11 protein-coding genes and 1 tRNA gene are annotated in these 22,829 nt (G+C 42.1%); 7 read left to right on the top strand and 5 right to left on the bottom strand.

Annotated features, from left to right (window positions below; translation table 11 throughout):
* On the top strand, positions 1–3,762 hold a 3,762-nt coding region (locus tag AFM12_RS16385), incomplete at its 5' end, for a T9SS type B sorting domain-containing protein (protein ID WP_131458421.1).
* 585 nt (positions 3,763–4,347) lie between these two features.
* Here the strand turns inward: AFM12_RS16385 and AFM12_RS16380 are convergent.
* Entirely contained in the window at positions 4,348–6,747 is a 2,400-nt protein-coding gene (locus AFM12_RS16380; protein WP_055150320.1) for a M14 metallopeptidase family protein, read from the bottom strand.
* A 217-nt stretch (positions 6,748–6,964) separates the two neighbouring features.
* Between AFM12_RS16380 and AFM12_RS16375 the strand changes: the two genes are divergently transcribed.
* Positions 6,965–7,036, top strand: a tRNA-Glu gene (locus AFM12_RS16375).
* Positions 7,037–7,456: 420 nt separating this feature from the next.
* Here AFM12_RS16375 and AFM12_RS16370 read toward each other — a convergent pair.
* The 3 genes from AFM12_RS16370 to AFM12_RS16360 form a co-directional block, all read right to left on the bottom strand.
* Positions 7,457–9,004 carry a SusD/RagB family nutrient-binding outer membrane lipoprotein gene (locus AFM12_RS16370; protein ID WP_082391388.1) on the bottom strand — a complete coding sequence of 516 codons (1,548 nt, stop codon included), beginning with the start codon at positions 9,002–9,004 and terminating at the stop codon, positions 7,457–7,459.
* A gap of 27 nt (positions 9,005–9,031) precedes the next feature.
* Positions 9,032–12,130, bottom strand: a complete 3,099-nt coding sequence (locus AFM12_RS16365; protein WP_055150317.1) for a SusC/RagA family TonB-linked outer membrane protein — start codon at positions 12,128–12,130, stop codon at positions 9,032–9,034.
* A gap of 313 nt (positions 12,131–12,443) precedes the next feature.
* Positions 12,444–14,942 (bottom strand): hypothetical protein, encoded by a 2,499-nt coding sequence (locus AFM12_RS16360; RefSeq protein WP_055150314.1) that lies wholly within the window; start codon positions 14,940–14,942, stop codon positions 12,444–12,446.
* 417 nt (positions 14,943–15,359) lie between these two features.
* On the opposite strand from AFM12_RS16360, the gene AFM12_RS16355 reads away from it, so the two are divergent.
* Together AFM12_RS16355 and AFM12_RS16350 are read left to right on the top strand one after the other, a co-directional pair.
* Positions 15,360–17,099: a GMC oxidoreductase gene (locus tag AFM12_RS16355; RefSeq protein ID WP_055150311.1), complete on the top strand. Its 1,740-nt coding sequence runs from the start codon at positions 15,360–15,362 to the stop codon at positions 17,097–17,099.
* Between the two features lie 12 nt (positions 17,100–17,111).
* Entirely contained in the window at positions 17,112–17,753 is a 642-nt protein-coding gene (locus AFM12_RS16350) for a gluconate 2-dehydrogenase subunit 3 family protein (RefSeq protein WP_055150308.1), read from the top strand.
* A gap of 80 nt (positions 17,754–17,833) precedes the next feature.
* Here the strand turns inward: AFM12_RS16350 and AFM12_RS16345 are convergent, their stop codons facing one another.
* A complete protein-coding gene (locus AFM12_RS16345) occupies positions 17,834–19,099 on the bottom strand; it encodes a prolyl oligopeptidase family serine peptidase (protein ID WP_055150305.1) in 1,266 nt (421 codons plus the stop codon).
* Between the two features lie 173 nt (positions 19,100–19,272).
* Between AFM12_RS16345 and AFM12_RS16340 the strand changes: the two genes are divergently transcribed.
* The 3 genes from AFM12_RS16340 (at position 19,273) to AFM12_RS16330 (ending at position 22,762) form a co-directional block, all read left to right on the top strand.
* Entirely contained in the window at positions 19,273–20,814 is a 1,542-nt protein-coding gene (locus AFM12_RS16340; protein WP_082391387.1) for a serine hydrolase, read from the top strand.
* An 89-nt stretch (positions 20,815–20,903) separates the two neighbouring features.
* Complete coding sequence (locus AFM12_RS16335) at positions 20,904–22,028, top strand: hypothetical protein (protein ID WP_055150302.1); 1,125 nt, start codon at positions 20,904–20,906, stop codon at positions 22,026–22,028.
* A 95-nt stretch (positions 22,029–22,123) separates the two neighbouring features.
* Positions 22,124–22,762 (top strand): hypothetical protein, encoded by a 639-nt coding sequence (locus AFM12_RS16330; RefSeq protein WP_055150299.1) that lies wholly within the window; start codon positions 22,124–22,126, stop codon positions 22,760–22,762.
* The last annotated feature ends 67 nt before the right edge of the window (positions 22,763–22,829 follow it).

The raw sequence follows: 22,829 nt of genomic DNA, 5'->3' as shown, positions 1-22,829 counted from the left end.
AGTTGTGGTACATCAGCCAACAGTAACGAGGTGACTATCGGAAATGGAAATCCTCCGGGTGCACCGACGATTGCAACTGATGTAACTGTGGTGTGCGGTGATGAAAAGGCTGCTCTGACAGCCAGCAACTGCGTTGGAATGATAACATGGAGTAATGGTCAGACAGGTAGCGAAATTCAGGTTGGAGCTGGAACATACACGGCTACATGTAGCAATACTTGTGGTGCATCAGGTAACAGTAATGAAATCGTGATTAACACAGGTGAGTTGGAAGATGCACCGGTTATCTCAGCGAATAAGTTTGAGCTGTGCGGCAATGACGTTGTAACACTTACCGCTTTAAATTGTGATCAGACGGTTCAATGGAGTACCGGTGCTACCGGAAATACATTGACTATAACAATGTCAGGTGTATACTCTGCAGTTTGTGTAAACAGTTGTGGAGAGAGCGATAGAAGTAACCTTGTAGAAATCAAATCTACAGGTACCCCAAATACTCCATTAATTGCTACAGATCGTGTAAGCGTTTGTGGAGATGAACGAGCCACTCTTCTGGGTATTGGTTGCGATTTCGAATATGTGTGGAGCAACGGAGCAACAGGTGAGGAGATTCAGGTTCCTGCCGGAAATTATACAGTGAAATGTGTGAACTCTTGCGGTGAAAGTGCTTCTTCAAATGTAATGCAGATTGTAGCCAATGGTGTGCCGTCTGAGCCTAAGTTGCTTGTAGATAAAACATCGCTTTGCCAACCGGATTCTGCTATGATTATTGGTCAGGTTTGTTCTGGAACAATTACATGGAATACGGGTGCTATCGGTGATACAATTTATGTAAGTCAGGCTGGCACGTACACGGCGACTTGTACAAATGACTGTGGCACCTCAATGGTGTCTGATGCTGTAGTTATCACATCAGGTGGTAAGCCTTCTGCTCCGGTGGTATCAACTGATTTGGATGAAATTTGTGAAAACGAGACAACGGTTATTAAAGCCACGGGTTGTAACGGAACCATAACATGGAGCACAGGTGCTACGGGTCAAACGTTAAGCGTTTCTGTACCTGGAACGTACACGGCAACCTGTACCAACTCATGTGGTGTAAGTAATAACTCAAAAAGTCTTGAGATTAAACGCAAAGTGAATGGATGTGGAAATTGCGATGTAGTAACACCGGTTATTACAGCGTCTGAAACTTCTGTTTGTGAAGTTAAAGACATCACATTGTCAGTCAATAATTGTGATGGCCAGGTGATCTGGTCGTCTGGTCAAACAGCCGATACGATTACGGTAAGACCATTTACAACCACAAAATATACAGCTATCTGTAAAGAGGGCGATAATTGTGTGAGTAGTGTTTCAGCTCCGGTAACGATTAGTGTAGGAAAGTCAGGCAAGCCGGTGTTGGCTTGTAGTGCAGATCTTGTTTGCCCTGGTGAACCAGTTACACTGAAAGCTTACGGATGTAACGGAATCATCACATGGTCTAATGGTGAAACCGGAGAGGCAATTGTAGTGACACTTGATGAGAATCAGAAGTTTACGGCAACATGTAATAATGGCTCATGTGTAAGTGAACCTGCTGACTCACTTGAGATTGCTGTAGGTCTGCCTAGCAAACCATTTATTAGCTGTAAGTCTACCGCAATTTGTCTGGGTGAATCAGCTACTTTGACAGGCTCGGGTTGTACCGGAACACTCGTTTGGTCAACCGGTGCTGAAGGTGGTGTATTGACAGTGACACCAACAGTTATTGGCACTTACAAGTACACAGCCATTTGCAAATCAAATGTAGGTGATTGTGAAAGTGCGGTATCCAATGAAGTAATCATCTCTGTGGGTGGTGGAGTTAATACTCCAACAGTGATAGCTGAGTACAATAATACCTGTCCGTTCGAGACGGTTGACCTCAGTGGTGCTGTATTGAGCAGTCCATCTCAGGGAGGTTCGTTTGAGTTCCATGTTAGTAACTCAATAAACTCTTCTTTGGTGACTAACACAGGTATGGCAGGTGCCGGTACTTACTACGTGTTTGAGCGTAGTCCACTAGGATGTTATAGTGCTCCGGCAGCTATCAATGTTTCAATCACAGATTGTGGAGAAACCGGTGTTGGTCCTGACAGTACTGATTATGTGGATATCGAGATCGCTAAAGTAGGTTCTGCCGCGGTGATTGAGGTTGGCGATACCGTTCAATACACAGTAACCGCGAAGAACCTAAGTTCAATTACAGCGACTTCCGTAACAGTGAGAGATATTTTACCGGATGGATTGACATATGTCAGCTCTTCTGATAATACGTCATTCACTGACGGAATCATCAGGACTGTGGCAGATACACTTGAAACCAATGAAAGTGTTACCATGACGTATGAGGCTATCGTTAATGCTGCTGGTTTGATTATCAATAAAGCTGAACTTGAATCGGTAGATCAGATTGACACAACCATGTCGAACAATGTGGATGAGTTCATGATCAATGATCCGGTGGATGGTAGTCTGATTGGTATTTCAAAAGTAGCTGGTGATTTCGTATCCCTGGGCGATAGCATCTTTGAGGTTCCTTACACGATTTATGTTTCTAACATGGGTGGTAACGACCTTGATCATGTACAAGTGACGGATGATCTGGACAGAACCTTCACTAATGGTGCAATTGTGGTTAGCGACACCATGGAAGTAACTGCGGAAGGTACGCTGACTCCGAATCCGAACTTTACCGGAAAAGGTAATGGTCAAAATCTTCTAGTGGATTCATTGAGTACACTGAAGGTGGGTGAGCGTTTTGCTATCAGCTTTACGGTTCGTGTAGATATCTCAGGTGCCAGCACCGATAGATATCTGAATACGGCTACCGCCTTCGCAGGTCTTGGAGATGATCAGGTTTCTGATACCTCAACTGATGGTACTGATGCCGATCCGGATAACGATGGTGACCCAAGAAACAATGATGTGCCTACTCCGGTAGTCTTTGGTATTGATTCACTAGAGTCTAATCCGGCGATTGGTGTAGCTCTGAGCGTGGTGGATACTATGAAAAATGACGACGTTAGTTATGATATCACCTACAGAGTAATTGTTGGTAACCTTGGTAACGTTGATCTTACTAATGTGCAGCTATTGGATAGTCTTGAGTTGACGTTCAGTGATACGTTGAGCTTCGAAATTGTAGGTACACCGGTATCCAATTCTGACGGAGGTCTGAAAGTGAATATGAATTATGACGGAATCACGGAGATTGACCTTCTGATGGGTGACTCGACTTGTGTATTACCTGTTGGGCACTCAGATACGGTCTTCTACACCGTTAGACTTTATCATGAAGGAAATGCAGGTCCTTACTATAACAATGTTACCGCTACAGGTATTGGCAATGGTGTTACCGTGACCGATACGTCAAATGACGGTGCAGTTATAGAAGTAGCCCTGTCTGATCCTACAGTAATTGAGCTGCCAATCTCTTCAGGTACCACAGTGATTATTCCGGAAGGTTTCTCTCCGAATGGTGATGGTGTCAACGATAACTGGCAAATTGAGATTCCAGCGGGAGCAACAGTTGAGGTTCTTGAAGTTTACAACAGATGGGGTCATCTGGTTTGGAGACCTGAATCAATGGCTCATGATCTGATGAAGTGGGATGGTAAGTCTAATCAAGGTATTAGATTCGGCTCAGAAGAGTTTGTGCCTGATGGTACTTACTTCTACAACATTAAGTTGAAGAACGACTCAAAAGCCAAGGTTGGATATATTACTCTACAGAGATAGATTAATAATTGAAACTTTATAAATCGGTGCCCGTCAGTGCTTTGCGTTGACGGGCATTTTTGCATACTTTGCTCAGAATGATTTAGTCCTAAGCCAGGTTTTAAGGACATTGGAATTTTTAGCTTCTGAAAGAGTTTAGTGCTTTATCGAAGTTTCAAATTATTCTTTCTGTCTCTTTTATAGAGAGATCTGAGTGGTGAGATAGAATTCTTGGAAGAAGATGATCATCGCTCACGAAATGCAGCTGACTTTAGTCTAGAAGTAGATGGAAGAGATTTAAAGAATCTCAGTTTATAACACTTTAGACTGAATTATGGGTGATGAGTTCTAAAGATCCCAATCTTAAGGTGAAAACTGTTTAGAGTAATGAAGTTTTGGGCTGAACGAAACAAGATGAAATTAAAATTCTTGAGGCTCAACCAATATCCCCGGGCTGAATGAACTTAAGATTTATGGTTGAAATTACATTAGTAGAGGAGCTAGAGCGAATTATTAATGATAAGGAAGCTCCATTCAAAGGTTTGACCTGGGAATGTTCTTTGCAAATTAATAAGGGGCTGTTTATCCCTTGAGTTTTTAGATCATCTATTTAATTGGCAGAAATAAGGCATTGGCAAAGAGCTGCTGACCATCCATTAGTATACCTCTGAATAAAGGATTGACGGTAAACTGATGAATCCCCCCATTGCCGAAATGATAGGTGCCGAGAATGTAGCTTTCATTCAAGTACCGTCGTGTGTTTGAGCCGACATAACCCCCAAGGTGATTTTCAGAGTTTATTATCCCGGCCAAATTTCTGTCCGGGTTTTTGACCTCAAATCGTGGAAGCTCCTCAATAAGCAGATAAGAAGAAGAATCAAATCCGGAACTTAATATACTTTCGGGGTGCATATCAACTTTGAAGAACGCTCCCTGGACTAGGTTTTTGGGCTCATTCTTTTCTTTTGAGTACAAAATCTCATCAAGGTTTTTTTGTTTGGGTTTCCCAATATCCAAGACGTGGTTTATGTCAAGTCCGCCTTCCATAAGAATCATTTTTCCGCCATTGGCCAGCCAACGTTTTACTTTATCGTTGTCAAGCCTGATGTTCCGATAATTGCCATCTGCAAAAATCAAAACATCATAATCTTCAATTTTAAGGAATTCAAAATGTTCGGTTAAAACCCGGGTGTATGGAATCTGCCATTTAGCCTCTAATAGAGTTATTAAATCGCCCACTGAGGCTTCGTTTGTTGCTTCGCCGAAGGCTATCCCTATCCTTGGTATAGAAAGTCGATGAGCGTCTTCTATTTGTTCTTTTTTCCAGTTTCTTTCGCTCAGATTTGAAGCTTCTAGTTTCAGCCTGTTAATATCTGCTAGAAGGATAGCCCAGTCTTCATCGGTACATGTTCCTTTTTTCAGGAAAGTCTGAGTCTCGCCTAAGGTGCCTTTCAAATAAACCTCAGTCTGAGCTTTGAGGGCGTGAGCGAGTAGTTCGACTGCGTAAGCAGAATTATAATTGATTCTTATCAAATCAGATTCTGTAGAAAATGTAGGTTCAACGACAGCGGAGCTTTCAATTTGAATTTCTTCAGTCAAAGCGTAGGACTCCAGATGATGAAGAAAGGGAAGTGACCAGCTACTGATATCATAAGTTTTATGGTCACCCATCTTGGTTTCGGACTCAAAAAGTATTTGGATCAGGCGTTTTTTTGGTTGATTTAGGGATATCACCAGATCTCCTTTATCAATTTGGAATGTCTCAGTAGTATTAGTAACCGAGCTAACGCCAGAAAAACTCCCTGTGATGGTCGACGTTCTGTGATACTTTATGTTCAGCTGATCCAGAAGCCTAACTAGCCCGGCAATTTTGGATCCGTTCGTATTTTTGATCACAAACTGTTCAAACCTGGTTTGAGCTAACTCGGGCTGATAGTACCTCCTGAAGTTCTCAATGATCTGATCTTTTAGTTCCGGGAGTTTTTCTATGAGCGTTTTGGCTACTGCAAGATGTTTTTCCACACGGCTTTCTAACGTTATAGTGTCTTTTGTGCCGGTGATATAGAACATGCCAGCTTCATTTGAACCACCTTGCTCCATGGTTAGGCCAATGCCACCATTAAACATGGAGTAGGAGTCGGCATAAGAAGGGTATAGAAGGTCAAACTCTTCTTTGCTGAAGGAATCCCAGTTTTGAGAAGTAAAAAGCTTCTGAAGGAAAGAATTGATGTAATAAGTAGTGTTTTCCTGCTCTCTTGTCACCAGCTCATGTACCGGATCTGCTGATGGAGGGAAAAAATATGTCTTCTCTGGCTCCATTTCATGGAAATCAATATGGACATGTGGCATCCATTGATGATAAAGAGACATTCTTTGTTTACTCTCGGGCTGTACTTGCCATAGCCAATCCCGGTTGAGGTCGTTCAAAAAATGATTAAACCTTCCATGCGGCCACTGTTGGTTATATTCTACATCAGTTGGGTCATATTTCTTCCCGTGTTTGTGTACTTGCTGAAACCATTGGACGTAACGCTCACGTCCATCAGGGTTTTGATTTGGGTCAATCAGAATAATGAAATCATCAGGAATACCCTTTTCCGTAAGGTAATGAAGAACTCTCAAAGCGGCTTCACTTCCTGAGGCTTCATCGCCGTGTATATTAAAGCTAAGCCAGAGAATAAGTTTATTCTCAAAACCAGTAGTTGGTTGAGATAGGCCAACAGACGTCAAATGGGCCTTTTGAATAGCTTCCAGATTTTGAAGATCATTTTTTTGTGCCGCAGCAACTATAAAGAGCGATCGGCCTTCCGGAGTCTTACCATAGTTTATGCGTCTAAACCTGTTTGGATCGACGTTTGCGATATATTCGCAGTACTTTTCAATGTCTTGTTGATATGCAAACCTTTCTTTAAGGCTAAAACCAAGATAGTCTTCCGGCGAAAGCACTTTCTGAGCGAAAGAAACCAGAGAAATAAAAAGGAGTACAAGAGTTTTCAGTACTTTCATGAGTGTCAAAAATACAACAATTGGATATAACCTTTAGTGGATTGTATTTTGATGTTGAAAATTAAAATATTTAAAAAATTTCAAGTTTTTTCGGGTCCGATGTTGTGTGGTTTCAAAGAACCTGCTACTTTTGCAACTCAATTCTGAAAGGAGTTGAGACATAATGTCAAAATCAGGTAAGATTTGCCGCTTCCTGAAGCGAATTATGGGACCAGTCGGCCCGTTCGTCTAGCGGTTAGGACACGGCCCTTTCACGGCTGAAACACGGGTTCGATTCCCGTACGGGTCACAAAGCCTCTCACGAAAGTGGGGGGCTTTTGACATTTAAGGAGTTCTTCCAAATACATATCTCCTGATACTATTATTTACTGCCCTTTCAGGGCTGAAATCGGCCTGAGTCGCGAAGGACTTCGATTCCCCTGCGGCAAGGTGCTCGGGGGGCTAGCCTCGCACGAAAGTGGGGCGTTTGACATTTATGAGGTTTTCCTAAATAACTCATTAATAAATCACTTTCAAGGCTGAAACGACTAGAGTTAACGAAGGTTTTGTGGTGGCTGATAACAATGTCAATGATGTTTTGGGTTTGAGCCAAAAGTCTGGCTGAAATCGGATTGAACCCAAAAATAAACCCCCGGAATTCCGGGGGTTATTCTGTCAAACCATTTAACATTTATAAGTAATCACTTTATAAAAGTGCTTTAACTTTCTATTAATTCACATCCCACCAAAGTGATGTAGTCATTAGATCAGGACCTTGTCTGTCCACGGCCGCTTTGTAACTGGCTGGGTTACTTCCTACTTCATCTTCATAGTAACGCAGTCTTTTCGGAATAGTACCACTGGTCATATTATTAGGGTCAGATGTAGGTGTCAAAGCCGGGAAACCGGTACGACGGTAATTACACCATGCCTCAATATGATTCAGGTACGTAGCAGCCCAGTATTGTTCGCCAATCATCTCAAGTTTGTTTGAGGCACCAGCAAAATCAAGACCAGCAAGATATGCGTCTACTTCTTCATCAGAAGGTGGAGTCACACCAAATGCTGCCCATGATGCCATAGCTGCTCTTACACCATTATTGAAGTAAGTCTCAGCATCTCCTGAAATCCATCCTTTTACTGCAGCCTCAGCTTTCATCAGCTCAGTTTCAGCATATGAGATAAATGGTGTAGGATCGTCAAGATCAAGAATCTCAGTATTCACAAAGCTATACTCATGAACGCTCGTAAAGTCCGGATTCACGCTTGTAATAGTTACACTTGTGTATCCGTTTGGTAAGCCTTTTTGAGCATCTGGGTCTGTATTCCAGGTTGATGGGTCATAAGGGTTACCAGTACCACCTGAGATGATCATTTTTCTCGGGTCATTGTGCTCGTTCATCCAGTCCATAAAGGTCTTAGAGACTTTTCCATTATTGTCTCCACCGCCACCGGCTTGATTAGAGAAAACAAGTGATGTACCATTATAATTAGTATCACCACCATTACCCAATACCTGAGTCATAAAGGCGTTGCTGTCGTTTGAATCGATGGCTCCGTTTGACAAAGCCTCAGTGAAAACACTTTCAGCAGTAGCCGGATCCACATTACTCATACGCATGGCAATTCTCATCAGCAAAGAGTTCGCGAATTTCTTCCACTTGGTGATATCACCCTGGAAAAGAACATCCTGTGCACCTAAAGGCAGAGCACTTGTAGAGAACTCATCTCTGGCTGCTTTGATATCAGCAACAAGGAACTGGTAAATATTCTCTTGAGAATCATAAGCAGGGAACCAGTTTTCGTCACCATCTAAACCTCGACCAGCTTGTGTGTAAGGGATATCACCATAGATATCCGTCATTCTATGCAGGTCAAAAGCTCTCATGATTTGAGCCGCGGCATGTACATTCGCCATTTCAGGATCACCAGCAGTTTTGTCAACCACGTGAGTCAGGTTTTTAATCGGGTTCGGATAATGGCTCTCCCAGTAAGCTCCACTATACTGAGCATTGTAATAATACTTGTCACCACTCCAGTATCCCTGAAGAGAGGCGTTATGCTGTATCATCGTTGAGCTGTAGATCAGGTTTGTTCTCCAGCTTTCATAACGGCTACCAGCCACACGAAGCTGCCCGTAGGCTAACAAGTAACGCATGTCTACATCAGTAGGAGCATTCTTGTTAATATTGAGGTCAGTCAGTTTCTGCTCATCACAAGAGGCCATTGCAAAGACCGCAAGAGCAGAAAGCGTTATTTTTTTGAATGTATTTTTCATCGTTGATTTCTTTTGTAATTGAGACACTTAGAATGAAGCAGATAAGTTAAAACCTAAGTTTCTTGTACTTGGCATTGAGAAGTATTCAAGACCTTGTGCTGCTCCGCTAATGGTGTAACCGCTTTCCGGGTCAATGTTTGGTACATTAGACCATAATAAGGCCAGGTTTCTACCTACAGCTGACAGTTTAAGGCTGCTTAATGGAGTTTTCTCAAGAATTTTTGCCGGAATACGGTATCCGATAGAAAGTTCTCTCAACTTACCAAAAGAGGCATCATAAACCATGTACTCCGTGATGTCATTGTACTGGTTGTAATAGTTGTCAACCTCAGAAGGAGCGATGTTCCATGTCTTAGGCTCACCGTCTGTAGTAACACCTGTAATGGTAAGACCATTGTCTCTTCCTTCAAGTGTGCCTTTGTGAAGTCCTAATCCGTAAAGTCCAAGGTTAGTACCTGACATCATGCTACCACCCTGACGCATATCGACCAGGAAGCTCAAAGTAAGATTTTTGTAAGATAAGGTATTCGAAAGACCAGCACTGATAGGGTGACGACCCAAAGCCAGCATCTCAAAGTCACCTCTTACAGGGTATCCATTAACGTCATATACCTTTTGACCATTAATTGTTTGGTGTCTGTAACCTGCAATTACACCTAACTGCTGACCTACGTAGTGACGAATTCTCTCCTGACGAGATCTTGCTTCATCAAGGTTTAGGAACTCGATAGGCTCACCCTGAGCATTTGTGCCAAGGCTGATAACCTCTGAGATGTTTCTTGCAAAGTTCAAAGACATATCCCATGTGAAAGCCGTGGTTTTTACAGGGGTAGCATTGATCAATAATTCAACACCGTTGTTAGTCAACTCACCAATATTGATGGAGGTGCTTCCGAAACCGGATGTACCTGAGATGGAAGTATTGAGGATATCGTCAACAGTACGTCTGTTATAGTACGCAAAGTCAATTCCAAAACGATTCTGGAAGAATCTCATATCTAATCCGATCTCAAGTTCTGTAGACAGGAAAGGACTTAAAGCAGCATTTGGAATAGAACCATTATTAATATTACCTAAAACTGCTCCATTATGATCATATCCCTGAAGAGCATATGTAAGGTTATTTGTGTAAGGGTTTGGAGCTCCTCCACCAACCTGAGCATAGGAAACTCTGGCTTTTCCAAATGTCAACCACGAAGGTCTGTTAGGAATGGCATCAGAGAATGCAAAGCTTAAGCCCACCGAAGGATAAAATACGCTGTTATTGTCTGGAGAAAGCGTACTGAATTTGTCTTCACGACCTGTGATGTTCAGGAATAAGATATTGTCGTATCCAATGTTAGCAGAACCAAAGATAGAGTTGATACCAAACTCCGAAAGGTCGTAAGAGTACGTTTGGTTGGAAACATTGGTCACACTACCAAAGAAAGGAACGTTCAGTCCATTACCACCAACTCGGGCTCCCTCATTAGATCTTCTCATTCTGTTACCACCAACAAGGGCGTCAACACTGATTTTTCCAAAGTCTTTATTGAAACCAACGAAAAGGTCAGCATTGTCTTCTCTGATGTTTCTGTTGGTAATGTTGTAGTCACCAGTTGTCTTGTAAGCTGTTCCGTAAGGCTCAGAGCTTTCAAAACGTGCAGCAATGTAATCTGTACCTAAACGTCCTCTCACATATAGCCAGTCAGTAATATTGTAAGTCACTGATGCATTTCCGAAGAATCTGTTTTTCGTATCTAGTCTGAAGAACTGATATGCAGCCCAGTATGGGTTCTGCTGATAGATGTTGCTTTGATACTGCAATTCTGTTCCATCTTCAGCTGCACCTAGTTTATCAGGGTCTCCCATCATGTCAGCAAACGATAGTGTGGAAGGCTTAGTAATAATACTGTAATTACCATTACCTGGTGAATCTGACAGACGTGGTCTGTTTTTCGCGTCTTCTTTTGAGTATTGACCACTCACCGCCAAATCAACTTTGCCAAATTTACCGTTCAGGTTTGCATTGAATGTAGTTCTGTCAAAACCCGAATTTGGCATAATATCGTTGTTCTGAAGATTTGAACCAGAGAAACGGAAGTTGCCAATCTCATTTCCACCAGCAAGGGCCATGGTGTTGGTCCACGAGTTACCCGTTCTGTAGAAATCATTCAGGCCTTCTCCAGTTGCAGAGTAAGGTCTGCTTACGCCGTCCCACTGAACAACGCTCTGACCATTTAGTGGTGCACCCCAAGAGCTGTTGCCGTTGTCAAAAGCTTGTACTTGAGTTGTAGGAGCAAGTCCATCAGCACCTAAACCGTACTCTGTCTGAAGGTCGGTAAGGTCAATTGCCTTGTCCATGGTGTAGTTTGAATTGAAGCTGATACCCAAGCCTTTGGTTCCTTTACCACTTTTAGTGGTTATAAGGATTACACCATTTGAGGCTCTTGAACCATAAAGTGCAGATGCTGAATTACCTTTCAATACCGAGATATTCTCAATATCGTCCGGGTTAATCGAGGCAAGACCGTCACCGTTATCATTACCTCCCCATAAACCGGCACTTCCCTGGTTTGTGTTATCCATAGGCACACCGTTGATAACATATAGAGGCTGGTCATTTCCACTAAGGGATGATCCACCACGAATTACCACGCGGCTACTACCCGCAGCACCAGTTGTAGGTGCAGAAACGTTCACCCCGGCTACTTTACCAGTTAGTGCATTACCAAGATTGGCTGTTCTTGATTCAGTAAATTTGTCGCCATCTACCTGAGTTACTGAGTAGCCCAGACTCTTTTTGTCTTTAGCAATACCGAATGCCGTTACAACCACCTCGCCCAGTGCATTTGCATCTTCAGCCAGTGTTACGTTAATGGTAGTTTGATTACCCACTAAAATATCCTGACTGGCGAAACCGATGTAGCTGAAGGTTAATGTTTGCCCTTCGCTTGCCGCGATGGTGTACTCACCTTGAGCGTTAGTAATTGTACCGGCAGTAGTGCCTTTTACGGTTACGTTAACACCGTAAAGTAACTCGCCTCCGCCGTCTTTGACCGTCCCCTGGATGGTCTTGCTCTGTGCCCATGCCATGGTGGTACTCACCAGCAGAAGCAGTACGTTGAAGAGTAGTCTTTTTTTCATAAAGTTAGTTTTTGAAAAGTTTAAAAATCCGAAAGAACCAGAAAGGAAAAGGGTTAAGGGTCGAACGAAACGTCCAGGTCTTTCTTACAGCTCTGATTAAAGGCCTTCGAAGCCCGCGAACAACATTAAGCAGGATCGCTTAATGAAGCATTAATAAAATATTAACAAAAGGGAGTTGGGTTCTAAAAATATTTTAAAAAATACTTTTGAGCTATGAATATAACGTTTTTGGGCTAACAGGGAAAATTATTTAAAACCTTTCTAAGCTTTCGATTAATAATTTGGAAGCCTAATTAATCAAAAGCTCTGAGGACTATTCCAGTATCTCCGAGAAAGTATATGCATACTTTTCAGACAAAAGATCTTCGTATTTTTTTCTGAAAAGTTCGTAGGTATTCTTGGCCAGCGAGTGCTTTCCAAGGTAGTGAAGAGCCTTACATTTTAAAATCATCGCAGACTCGTCTATTGGGTCGAAAAGGAAGATGTCATCGGCTATTTCTATCATCTCCTCTGCGTGTTCAGTTACCTTCAAGTCCTCCGTGTATTTTAGGAAGGTGTCAATGACTTTATTTGAGATTTCGCTTTTGAAGGAGTCCAGCCAGTCGTATTCAAGGTTTGGTAAAAAAGTGCCGGTGCCTACCAGAGTTTTCAGGTATTCCGCCTCGGGTTTTGAGATTTTATTTTTGCCGGAAGTGATCTTAAGAAAATCAGCATAGTCGATACAGATTTTTTCAGAATCAAAATCAATTTCCCAATTCCCTGTCTTCTTGTTCAGTTCTATCCCTCCAATTTCATTCAGCAATCCTTTGATCTTTATGATATTCACCGAACGGTTATTTCTCGCACTTGATTTTGATTTATCAAACCAAAAGATTTCGTCAAGCTTTCCCGAACTGAGGCCTTTGTTGTACCGGAGAGTGTTCAGAAGGAGATAGAGGAAAATTTCTTTAAGAAGTGGGGAAAAAGATTTTGAGAAATCTGTACCGTCTTTTTTCAAAACCTGAAACTTGCCGAACAGCCTGATTTTGGCACGTGGTTTCTCTGCTTTAACTGTGGCAACAATGGTTTGTTCTTCGGTTTGAACTGCAGCAGCAGGTTCGTCTATTTTTACAGTGGGTAAAATTTGTTTTTTGCGTCTTCTGAGCAATAGAATGGTAAAGCCTATTGCCAGCAAAGGGAGCAAAAGCCATGCTGAAGAGAAGTCATTTTTAGATACCGGTACGAGCCCGGGAGGAGTATGAATACTATAGATGTCAAGAGTTGACTCATTTATGCTCGCATCATGGTTTATCACCGTACAGTAGATAAGCCCATTACCCGGGTGCAAAGAAACCTGCGTGGCCACATCAGAAAATTCAATTGAAATAGGTTTGCCCAGTTTTGTGAATTCAGGTTTGGTCAGTGACCCCTCTATTAACTGAAGCTCCGCATTAAACTTTAGCTGATTGAAGACAACTGCATAAAAGGTACCCTCTTTCTCGTTAATGATAATTTCAGAGCCAAAGACAAATGGTTCTGAATCTTCTACAGGAATTTCGTATACTTTCTCAATGGTATTCTCCTGCCAGTTAATCTTAAACAGGTCATAATAGTTTTGGGGTTTCAGCAACTGGTCACCTGAGTTTGAGCCATAACCTCCAATCAGGTAAGACGTAATGCCATCAGAGGCGGTACCAAAACCAGCAAGATATCGGGGCGTTTGACCTTCTCCTTTCAATTGTAGATTTTCCCATTCGCCGGTTTTGAGGCTATATTTCTGGAAAAGGTTCTTGTAGGTATACATACCGTATCCACCTATTCCCACAAAAGCAGTGTCTTCAGGGTAGACATAGGTGTTATGATGCCAGTATTCCGTTAAATTTTCAGTATTCGGGATTGTCCGGTTGGCAGAATCATTGGTGAAAAGGAAGACGTTTTTGCTGTTAAGTCTGAGTATGGCGTTCAGATTGCGATTATGAAAAGGAATAGCAACATCTCCATGAGCAATTGTAAACTTTCCTTCTTTTGTCCTCAAATTGATTGTGTCTGATTGAGGTTCAAACTGTTGAATTCCGGAATTCGTAAAGAGTGTAAATGACCGGTCAGCTTTATTCTTTATGATACTGATAATACCAGGCCAGGATGTTTCAGAAATGTTTTTCCATTCCGTGTAGTTCTTTATCGTCCAGTTGGGCTCTGTCACCACACCATTTTCAGAACCAATTTGGTCAAAGGCCTTTTTGCCCTCAGTTTCGTCAAGTTTCCAATGATGCAGGAGATTTGTCTGACTACTAATCTTGACATCAGAAAGACGCATGGAAACTACATCCTTGTTTCTGAAACCATTTTTAGTACACTGTCCAAAATGCAGTTCAAAACAATCAAGTGTTAATTGATCAACCTTAACTGTAATTTTTTCCTGCTGATTAAGCTGAATAGAAACGCTTTGGTCTGTTAAAGAAAAATCAAACAGAAGGTGGTTAGTTCGGTTAAATAACCCTGTGGAATCATTCAGCAATGTAACCGGAAGGGATGTTTCACCATAAATAAATTTCAAACTTCCATTGTAAACCAAATCGAAATTTCTATCGTGAATATCGATGAGCCTGAAAATGTATCCGAAATAATTCTCTCTGATAGAGTTGAGTTTGAAATCAAACTCAAGAGTGAAGTTGTTAGGGGTACAAATACCATTTTTTGTACCCAGCATAAGAGATGTTCTCTCTTCGTTGATTACCTCGTTTCCACTGAAATTTAGGCCATAAGGTTGACCCACCAGATTTTGAAAACCAATGATCAGGAGAAGCGTGCTAATCAAAAAGCGTTTTTTCATGAACCCGGTGTTCTGTAAATCACTAAGATGTCGGCTCAATCTAATTTTAGTTTTCAGTTTGATGACGTCAAATTTAATAAAACTCTACGCTTAAGCTAAAGAGTATTAAAGATGGTTTTGAAAGGAGGATGTGAAATTATCATTTATATGCTGATCCGCCACATTTACTTTAAATGGCCATACAGATTTTTAGAAAAGTAATACTTTATTTTCGATGAATGAGAGGTGAGCTCTTCACCACACCGCCTTGTTGTTTTTTTTCAATTTGATAAATTATTACATTGTGAAAAGAGCCCTCTGCCTTTATTTTTTTGTGGCGTTAAGAAAAAATTAAGACTTCATTCATGTAAATGAGGTAATTCGTTAAAGCTATTTAAAAGGCATTTCTTTTATTCAACCCATTTCATTTCAAGACATATGCTTGATTCTTTCAATATCAAAAAAGAGAAAACCACTTTTGACGTGGTCATCGTGGGCTCAGGAGCAGGTGGCGGAATGGCCGCGTACCAATTGGCTAAGGCCGGAGCTAAAGTTTGCCTCCTCGAGGCCGGAGGGTATTTTGATCCTGCTGACCCGAAATATATAACTCAGTTAAAAAATCCGTGGGAGTCGCCACGAAGAGGTGCAAGTACTCCGCTTCGATCTTTTGGAGACTTTGACGCCGCTTGGGGTGGCTGGAGTTTGCCAGATGAACCTTACAAAGCGATGGAAGGTACAGATTTCTGGTGGTTCAGATCTCGGATGTTAGGTGGGCGTACGAACCATTGGGGACGTATTTCTTTGAGATTCGGTCCTGATGATTTCAAAAGAGGGTCATTGACCGGTATAGGCGACGACTGGCCTATCGGTTATGAGGATATTGCTCCCTATTATGATAAAGTAGATCGGTTGGTAGGCCTTTTCGGTACCAAAGAGGGTATCAGAAATGAGCCTGACGGAATTTACCTTCCACCGCCGAAACCACGTCTGCACGAGCTGATGATTAAAAAAGCGGCTAAGGAAGTAGGCGTTCCGGTGATTCCTTCACGGATGGCGATGCTTACAAAACCAATCAATGACTCACGTGGAGCTTGTTTTTACTGCGGACAGTGTAACAGAGGATGTCAGGCTTATGCTGATTTCTCATCATCATCTGTTTTGTGTATTCCAGCAGTACAAACGGGGAATGTGACTTTGATAAATAATGCGATGGTGAAGGAAGTGCATACTGATCCTGTTACGGGTAAAGCCACCGGCGTTTCCTATGTCAATAAAATTGACCTGAAAGATTATGAAATAAACGCCAAAATTGTGGTGTTAGCGGCGAGTACCTGTGAGTCGGCCCGAATTCTTCTAAATTCAAAATCATCCCGCCATCAAAACGGATTGGCGAATTCCAGCGGAGTTGTTGGTAAATACCTGAATGACTCAACCGGTGCCGGTCGAGGAGCGTTCGTTCCGGCCCTGATGGATCGCAAAAGATATAATGAAGATGGGGTGGGTGGTATGCACGTTTACACTCCGTGGTGGCTTGACAATAGCAAGCTTGATTTTCCTCGTGGTTACCATATCGAATATAGTGGTGGTATGGGAATGCCGGGATTTGGCTTTGGAATGGGTATGCAGGGCGTGCAGCAGCACTTTCCGGGAAATAAAAGATTAGGCGGTTATGGAGCCGGCCTGAAGGAAGATGTTCGCCGCATGTATGGAGCCTTTGTTCATATGGATGGCCGCGGCGAACCAATTCCACTGGAGTCAAATTATTGCGAGATTGACCCTGATAAAGTGGATAAATACGGTATCCCTACGCTGCGTTTCCATTATAAATGGAGCGAAAACGAGGTGAAGCAAGCCAAACACATGCAGGATACTTTCGAAGAGATTATCCATGAAATGGGTGGTATTGCCATTGGCGATAAGCCGGGAGCTGACACTAACTATGGTTTGGCAAAACCCGGACAGATTATCCATGAAATCGGTACGGTCAGAATGGGTAACGACCCAAGCAAATCAGCACTGAATAAATGGCAACAGGCTCATGATGTCAAAAACCTTTTTGTGGTAGATGCTGCACCTTTTGTATCTCAGGGAGATAAAAACGTGACATGGACCATTTTGGCATCTTCATGGAGAACGTCAGATTATATTATTGATCAGGTGAAAACCAATAAACTTTAAAGCAACGGAAAAATGAAGAGAAGAGAATCACTAAAAGCCCTTTCCCTTGGTTCATTAGGTATGGCAGTTTTGCCTGCCACTGCTGCTGTGGCTGCACCTGAAGTAGATAAAGGAAAGTTTACGCCGGGCCCTGGCCGTACAGATGCGGAGATAGAACGTGACAAAAAAATCCATGAGCAGGATTTTATGACTCCTCATGAAATGGCAACTATTGCTGTTTTGAGTGATATCATAGTGCCGGCAGATGAGAAGTCAGGTAGTGCCACTGATGCCGGGGTGCCTGATTTTATTGAATTCATTGCTAAAGATATGCCGCATTATCAGTTGCCAATACGAGGAGGTATCAAATGGCTTGATAACTACAGTAGAAAACTGAATGGAAAGAATTTCAAAGATACCAGTGCTGCCAATCAGATAGTTATTGTAGATACCATTGCCTATCCGGAGGAAGCTGCTCCAGAAGTTAGTCAGGGCGTGGCATTTTTCTCGATGGTCAGAGATTTGACATTAACCGGCTTTTACACCACTCAAATAGGGTTTGAGGATGTCGAGTATAAAGGAAATGTTCCGAATATGTGGGACGGTGTACCGCAAGACGTTCTGGATAAGTACGGCTTTAAGTACGATCCCCTGTATTTCGAGAATAACGACTAGCGAAAGATTACAGTTTTTTGGGTTTAGTTTAAATAGTTCAGGCGGAGGCTCCTTTTGGAGCTCTCCGCCTTTTTGTTTTTCTACTTTTTCTGAGCAGACAACCACTGCATTACAGTAACTGGTATCCCATTCACTTTAACGGGTTTGCCGTCATAGTCAAGGTGGCTTTCGTTAGCGTGGAGGTATATCCATGACCAGTGGCCATTATAATGGTAAGAGGGCCCGCCGTATTGGTTGGTAATGTCAATCACGTGATCATAAAAGCTAAAATGAACATTTGGAGCTCCGGCGGCCTTAAGGCGATTATATACAGGTACCACCGTGATTTGTGGGTCAGTCACCTGATCGTCTTTTGCTTGTACAAACCAAATAGGTACGTTTTTAATGCTTTGTATTTGTTGATCAGTGATAAACTCTGAAGAATAGGCCAGGGCACTGATATAACCTGCCGCAAAATAATCAGGGTGGTTCAGGATAAGTTTCAAACTCATATAGCCTCCATTTGAGCAGCCGCCTACATAAATCCGGTTAGCATCTATGCCCGGGTTGGCTTTGACATAACTTTTGATTAATTCCATCAAGGCTTTATTGTAAATATCTTCGGTATCGCCACGGGTGTATCCACCATTTACGCTGTTCATCCAAAAGGTAGGGGCTTGGGGTACTAAAACATAGGCACCCTCGAAAATGCTTTGAATTTCAGGCGAAGCGTAATTTACAGCTTTGTTGCCGATAGCCGCTATCGCCGGATCCGTACCACCTTCACCACCACCATGAAGCCAAATCAAGAGTGGAGCTTTGCCAGCAATATTTTCAGGTATAAAAGAACCGTAGGACATGGTAATATCGCCATGTGTAAACTTGCCGCTTAAATCAAATTCGTCAAGAATTGGAATGACGCGGTTGGTTTCTTTGTTCCATACGCTTTGAGTTGATTTTTGAATGATGGTCAGTCGGTAATCGACCCAGTTATTTCCCTTGCCTCTGAAATACTGAATAGCCGAGCCTAAAGGTTCAAAAGGGGCTACGGCAAGCGTCAAAGTAATGTGAGAGCCTTTGGCTTGTGGCTGCCCCTCGGCATCACTCACAAAAGCCTGCATGATGTTTCTTTCACCGCTGGCCTGAGCAGCTGGTATTTCACCCAGATCGGTGGTTCGACTTACCAAAACGGTAAAATCATCTGCCGAAGTCGCCTCTATTTCTTTATCAAGTTCTAAAATGGCTTTACTCGCATGTGGACCCCAGTCGAAACCTTCGATGACTAGTGTATAATTGCCTTGAGCTAAGGCATTCTGGAAACAAAAAAGGGAGAGCAGGAAAAAGCCTGCAAGCTGTATTTTCTTCATATCAATAAGGTTAATGATTGGCTAAACATAACAAATTATGATGTTGGCGTTATGCTCTTTCGATATTTAAGAAAGAAAAATCGATGATTTATATGAATTTTAGAGAACCGTTCATTGGCCATTCATAAAGTAATGGATGGCATTTCTATATTGTGATTCAAAAAAACTTCTTTATGACACTTCATCTCGTTAAAAAATACCTCGTTCTAGGCTTCATTCTTCTTCCCATTCTTAGCTTTTCTCAGAGGAAGGTTGATTTTGAAAAACTGGATCAATACTTCAGCAAATCACAAAAAGAGTGGGGCGTTCCGGGAATAAGTATCGGTATTGTGAAAGATGGGGAGCTAGTGTTTTCAAAAGGTTATGGTACGCTGGAATATGGAAAAAAGGAGCAACCCGATGCTGAAACCAATTTTGCCATTGCTTCAAACTCAAAAGCCTTTACTTCTGCCATAATGGGCATGCTCGTTCAGGAAGGTAAACTGAAATGGACAGATAAGGTACGCGACTATTTGCCCTATTTCGCTTTGTATGATGATTTTGTCAGCGAAAATACCACCATCGAAGATATTCTGAGTCACCGTGTTGGTCTAACTACTTTTGGTGGTGATATCATGTGGTATAACTCTGACTTTACTTCTGAGGAGATTATTAGCAACATACGCCATTTAAAACCTGCCTATGGTTTCAGAGATGGTTTCGGGTATTCAAATGTGATGTTTATAACGGCTGGTGAAATCATCAAAACCGTGACAGGGAAAAGCTGGTATGACAACGTAAAAGAGCGGATTCTTGACCCTCTGGAAATGGACCGCACCTTTGTGAATGTTCCACAAATGGTGGCTGCCGGCAACTCTGCCAAGCCTCACACACTTATTAATGATTCGGAAAACCAAGCAATTCCTTATACTAGCTGGGAGGAGATCGCTGCTACTGGTGGATTGTTCTCTAATGTGGATGATCTGAGTAAGTGGGTGATTTTTAATCTGAAGAATGGTGTAGTTGGCGATGATACTTTATTCACCAGGTCAACAAGAAATACTCTTTGGAATCAGCATAATATGTTTGCCATTGACAGAACTCAGTCTAACCCCTACGGTGCTCATTTTGCAGGTTACGGATTAGGTTGGTTTCTACGGGATTATCACGGTAAATTGAGAGTGTACCATACCGGCGGTTACGATGGAATGATCTCTTCCATTAATATGCTTCCAGAGGAGAATCTAGGTGTTATAGTATTGACCAACGGCCTCAAAGCTCCTATTGGCTCTATTCCGGCCTATGTTTTTGATGCTTTTATGGGTAGAGAAGAGACTGATTGGTCAACAATTGACCTGAAAAGGCATAATGAAAGTTACGCCTCCGATACCCGGATTGAAGACTTGAGAAAAGCCAGACAGGAGGGCACTTCTCCAATCATCCTAGCAGAAGATTTGATCGGTACCTATCACTCTGATCTATACGGTGATATTGAGGTGAAAATGAATGGCGATAAGCTTGAAATTATTTTTCCTCATACTGCGTCCCTTCAGGCAGACTTGACCCACTGGCACCATGATACCTATCAAATGCATTTTGTCAAAAAACACCCCTGGTTTACGCTGGCCTTAGTAAAGTTTACCAGTGACGCTTCTCAAAAAGTCACGGGAATTGAGTTTACTGTACCTAATAACGATTTCTGGTTTGAGGAGTTGAACGCGATAAAGGTGAAATAGGCTAATTGTGATCAGGCCTATCTGGCAACTCTGCTAAAGGTCATATTTTGTACATCTCTTTTCATTCATCTTGGAGGAAAAAGGAAGAAATGGTTGCTATCAGGGAAGTTCATGGACAAAAGCTTTTCAAAGTGTTTCTTGATTTACCTTATGTACTTCATGAAAAGGATTCCTATTGGCTGCCACCCATTTACTCTGATGAAAAAGGTTTCTTCAACAAGGCGGCTAACAAACTTTTCAGGAATACGGAGTCACTACTCTTGCTTGCATTTAAAAATGGGGAGCCCGTAGGTAGAGTGATGGCTATTATTCCCTTTTCTTACAATAAACGACATCAATTAAAGGATGTCAGGTTTAATTACCTCGAAAGTACTGAAGATTATGAGGTTACCGAGGCTCTTCTCAATTATGTCAGTGAGTGGGGCAAAAATAGGGGATGTACTCAATTGGTTGGGCCATTGGGTTTTTCAGACAAAGAGCCGCAAGGGATTGAAATTGAGAGAAATGATGATACACCTCTAATCATAACTTATGTCAATTTTCCTTACATCACGGCCTTTCTTGAGGAGTATGGTTTTGAGGGGTACAAAGACTTGGTTTCTTTCGGGATACCCGTGCCTGCAGAGTACCCCACGGAGTATTATGAGAAATATAAAACATACCTTCCAAAACATTCCGGACTGAAGATTCTGGCTCCCAAAACAAGGTGGACGGTTTGGAAATATCTCAGGCCTGCGGTTAATCTGATCAATGAACTTTTTGTAGAGATTTACGCCCACAATCCTTTGAGTAAAAAAGACATGAATGCCTTGGTTTGGCGTTTTGCTTTGTTGCTTTTGCCAAAACATATGAAGGGTGTTCTCAACGAAAAAGGGGAGCTGGTAGCCTTCGTTATTGGTATGCCTGATTTCTCAAAAGGTATTCAGGAGAGCAGAGGCAAGCTTTTCCCTTTTGGATTTCTCAAAGCCTTCAAAGCGATGAAGAGGAGCAAAGAGTTGGTGCTGATGATTGGCGGCATTAAAAAAGAGTATCGAAATATTGGCCTGGATTATTGGCTCAGTATTGAGATTTACAACACCATCATAAAGGATGGAATTCATACCGTTAAAAGCCATCTTATTCTGGATGAAAACCGGAAAACACATGCTAAAATGTTAAAGTTTGGTGGTTTTATCAATAAGCGGTTCAGAATCTACAAAAAGGATATCATTTAAACGAGTTTTCTATTTGAAATCAGCATCTGAACTGCCAGTGGTCATGGTTTATTGTTATGGAAAGAGACATCTTAATACCATAAACAATAAGCACTATGAAAACCACGAAAAGTATTCTATTCTTCGGCCTTTTGGCTCTGACATCCTGTAATTTGTCTAATGTAAATCCTGATAAAGCCTTGGGCGGCGACCCTTTAGCTCTGGCAGAGGAAGGTAATACATTCAGGGTATACACCGCTTTAGAGGGAGTGGGTATTTCTGATGTGAAAGTGGCAGATGTCTCAGCCGATGGTGTCTCCACTACCACGTTGAACATTAATGTCACCAACGAAAAGCTGTTGCAATGGCGGGATAGTTTTCCATATCTCAATAATGTCAATGGCAATTCTGCTGAATTAACCTTGCCAGGCCGGGTGACTACCGAAGGTATTCAGTCTGTTCATAAGGGTGACAATTTCACCTTGATTAAGTTTGATGCAAAGGTGGGTGACAAGTATCAGGGTAAAATCAATGGAAAAACTGTTGTCAGAGAGGTAATGTCAAAGTCAACAGAAGACGATTACGCTTACGGCTTCTTTGATATCAAAGTGTACCGTATTGAGGAAAGAGGTCTTGGCCTTCCCGGCTTACAAAAGATCAATTATTACGTTAATCACCGTTTTGGTATCGTAGGAATTGAGGCTGTTTTTGAAGATGGCTCCACTGAAAAAGTAAGTGTTTTTAGTGACAATTAGTCTTTAATAGTAGGGGTTTAAGAAAAAAGCTCTGTCAAGAACAGGGCTTTTATTATGTCCATTTGAA

This window comes from Jiulongibacter sediminis (assembly GCF_001306455.1).
Classification (GTDB): domain Bacteria; phylum Bacteroidota; class Bacteroidia; order Cytophagales; family Spirosomataceae; genus Jiulongibacter; species Jiulongibacter sediminis.
Note: the sequence above shows the minus strand (reverse complement) of the source record. Positions and strands in the feature narration are given on the sequence as shown.

Coding starts and splice junctions, on each gene's coding strand:
- AFM12_RS16370 (WP_082391388.1), bottom strand. CDS start 9,004: ATGAAAAATACATTCAAAAAAATAACGCTTTCTGCTCTTGCGGTCTTT.
- AFM12_RS16355 (WP_055150311.1), top strand. CDS start 15,360: ATGCTTGATTCTTTCAATATCAAAAAAGAGAAAACCACTTTTGACGTG.
- AFM12_RS16350 (WP_055150308.1), top strand. CDS start 17,112: ATGAAGAGAAGAGAATCACTAAAAGCCCTTTCCCTTGGTTCATTAGGT.
- AFM12_RS16345 (WP_055150305.1), bottom strand. CDS start 19,099: ATGAAGAAAATACAGCTTGCAGGCTTTTTCCTGCTCTCCCTTTTTTGT.
- AFM12_RS16360 (WP_055150314.1), bottom strand. CDS start 14,942: ATGAAAAAACGCTTTTTGATTAGCACGCTTCTCCTGATCATTGGTTTT.
- AFM12_RS16335 (WP_055150302.1), top strand. CDS start 20,904: ATGGTTGCTATCAGGGAAGTTCATGGACAAAAGCTTTTCAAAGTGTTT.
- AFM12_RS16380 (WP_055150320.1), bottom strand. CDS start 6,747: ATGAAAGTACTGAAAACTCTTGTACTCCTTTTTATTTCTCTGGTTTCT.
- AFM12_RS16365 (WP_055150317.1), bottom strand. CDS start 12,130: ATGAAAAAAAGACTACTCTTCAACGTACTGCTTCTGCTGGTGAGTACC.
- AFM12_RS16330 (WP_055150299.1), top strand. CDS start 22,124: ATGAAAACCACGAAAAGTATTCTATTCTTCGGCCTTTTGGCTCTGACA.
- AFM12_RS16340 (WP_082391387.1), top strand. CDS start 19,273: ATGACACTTCATCTCGTTAAAAAATACCTCGTTCTAGGCTTCATTCTT.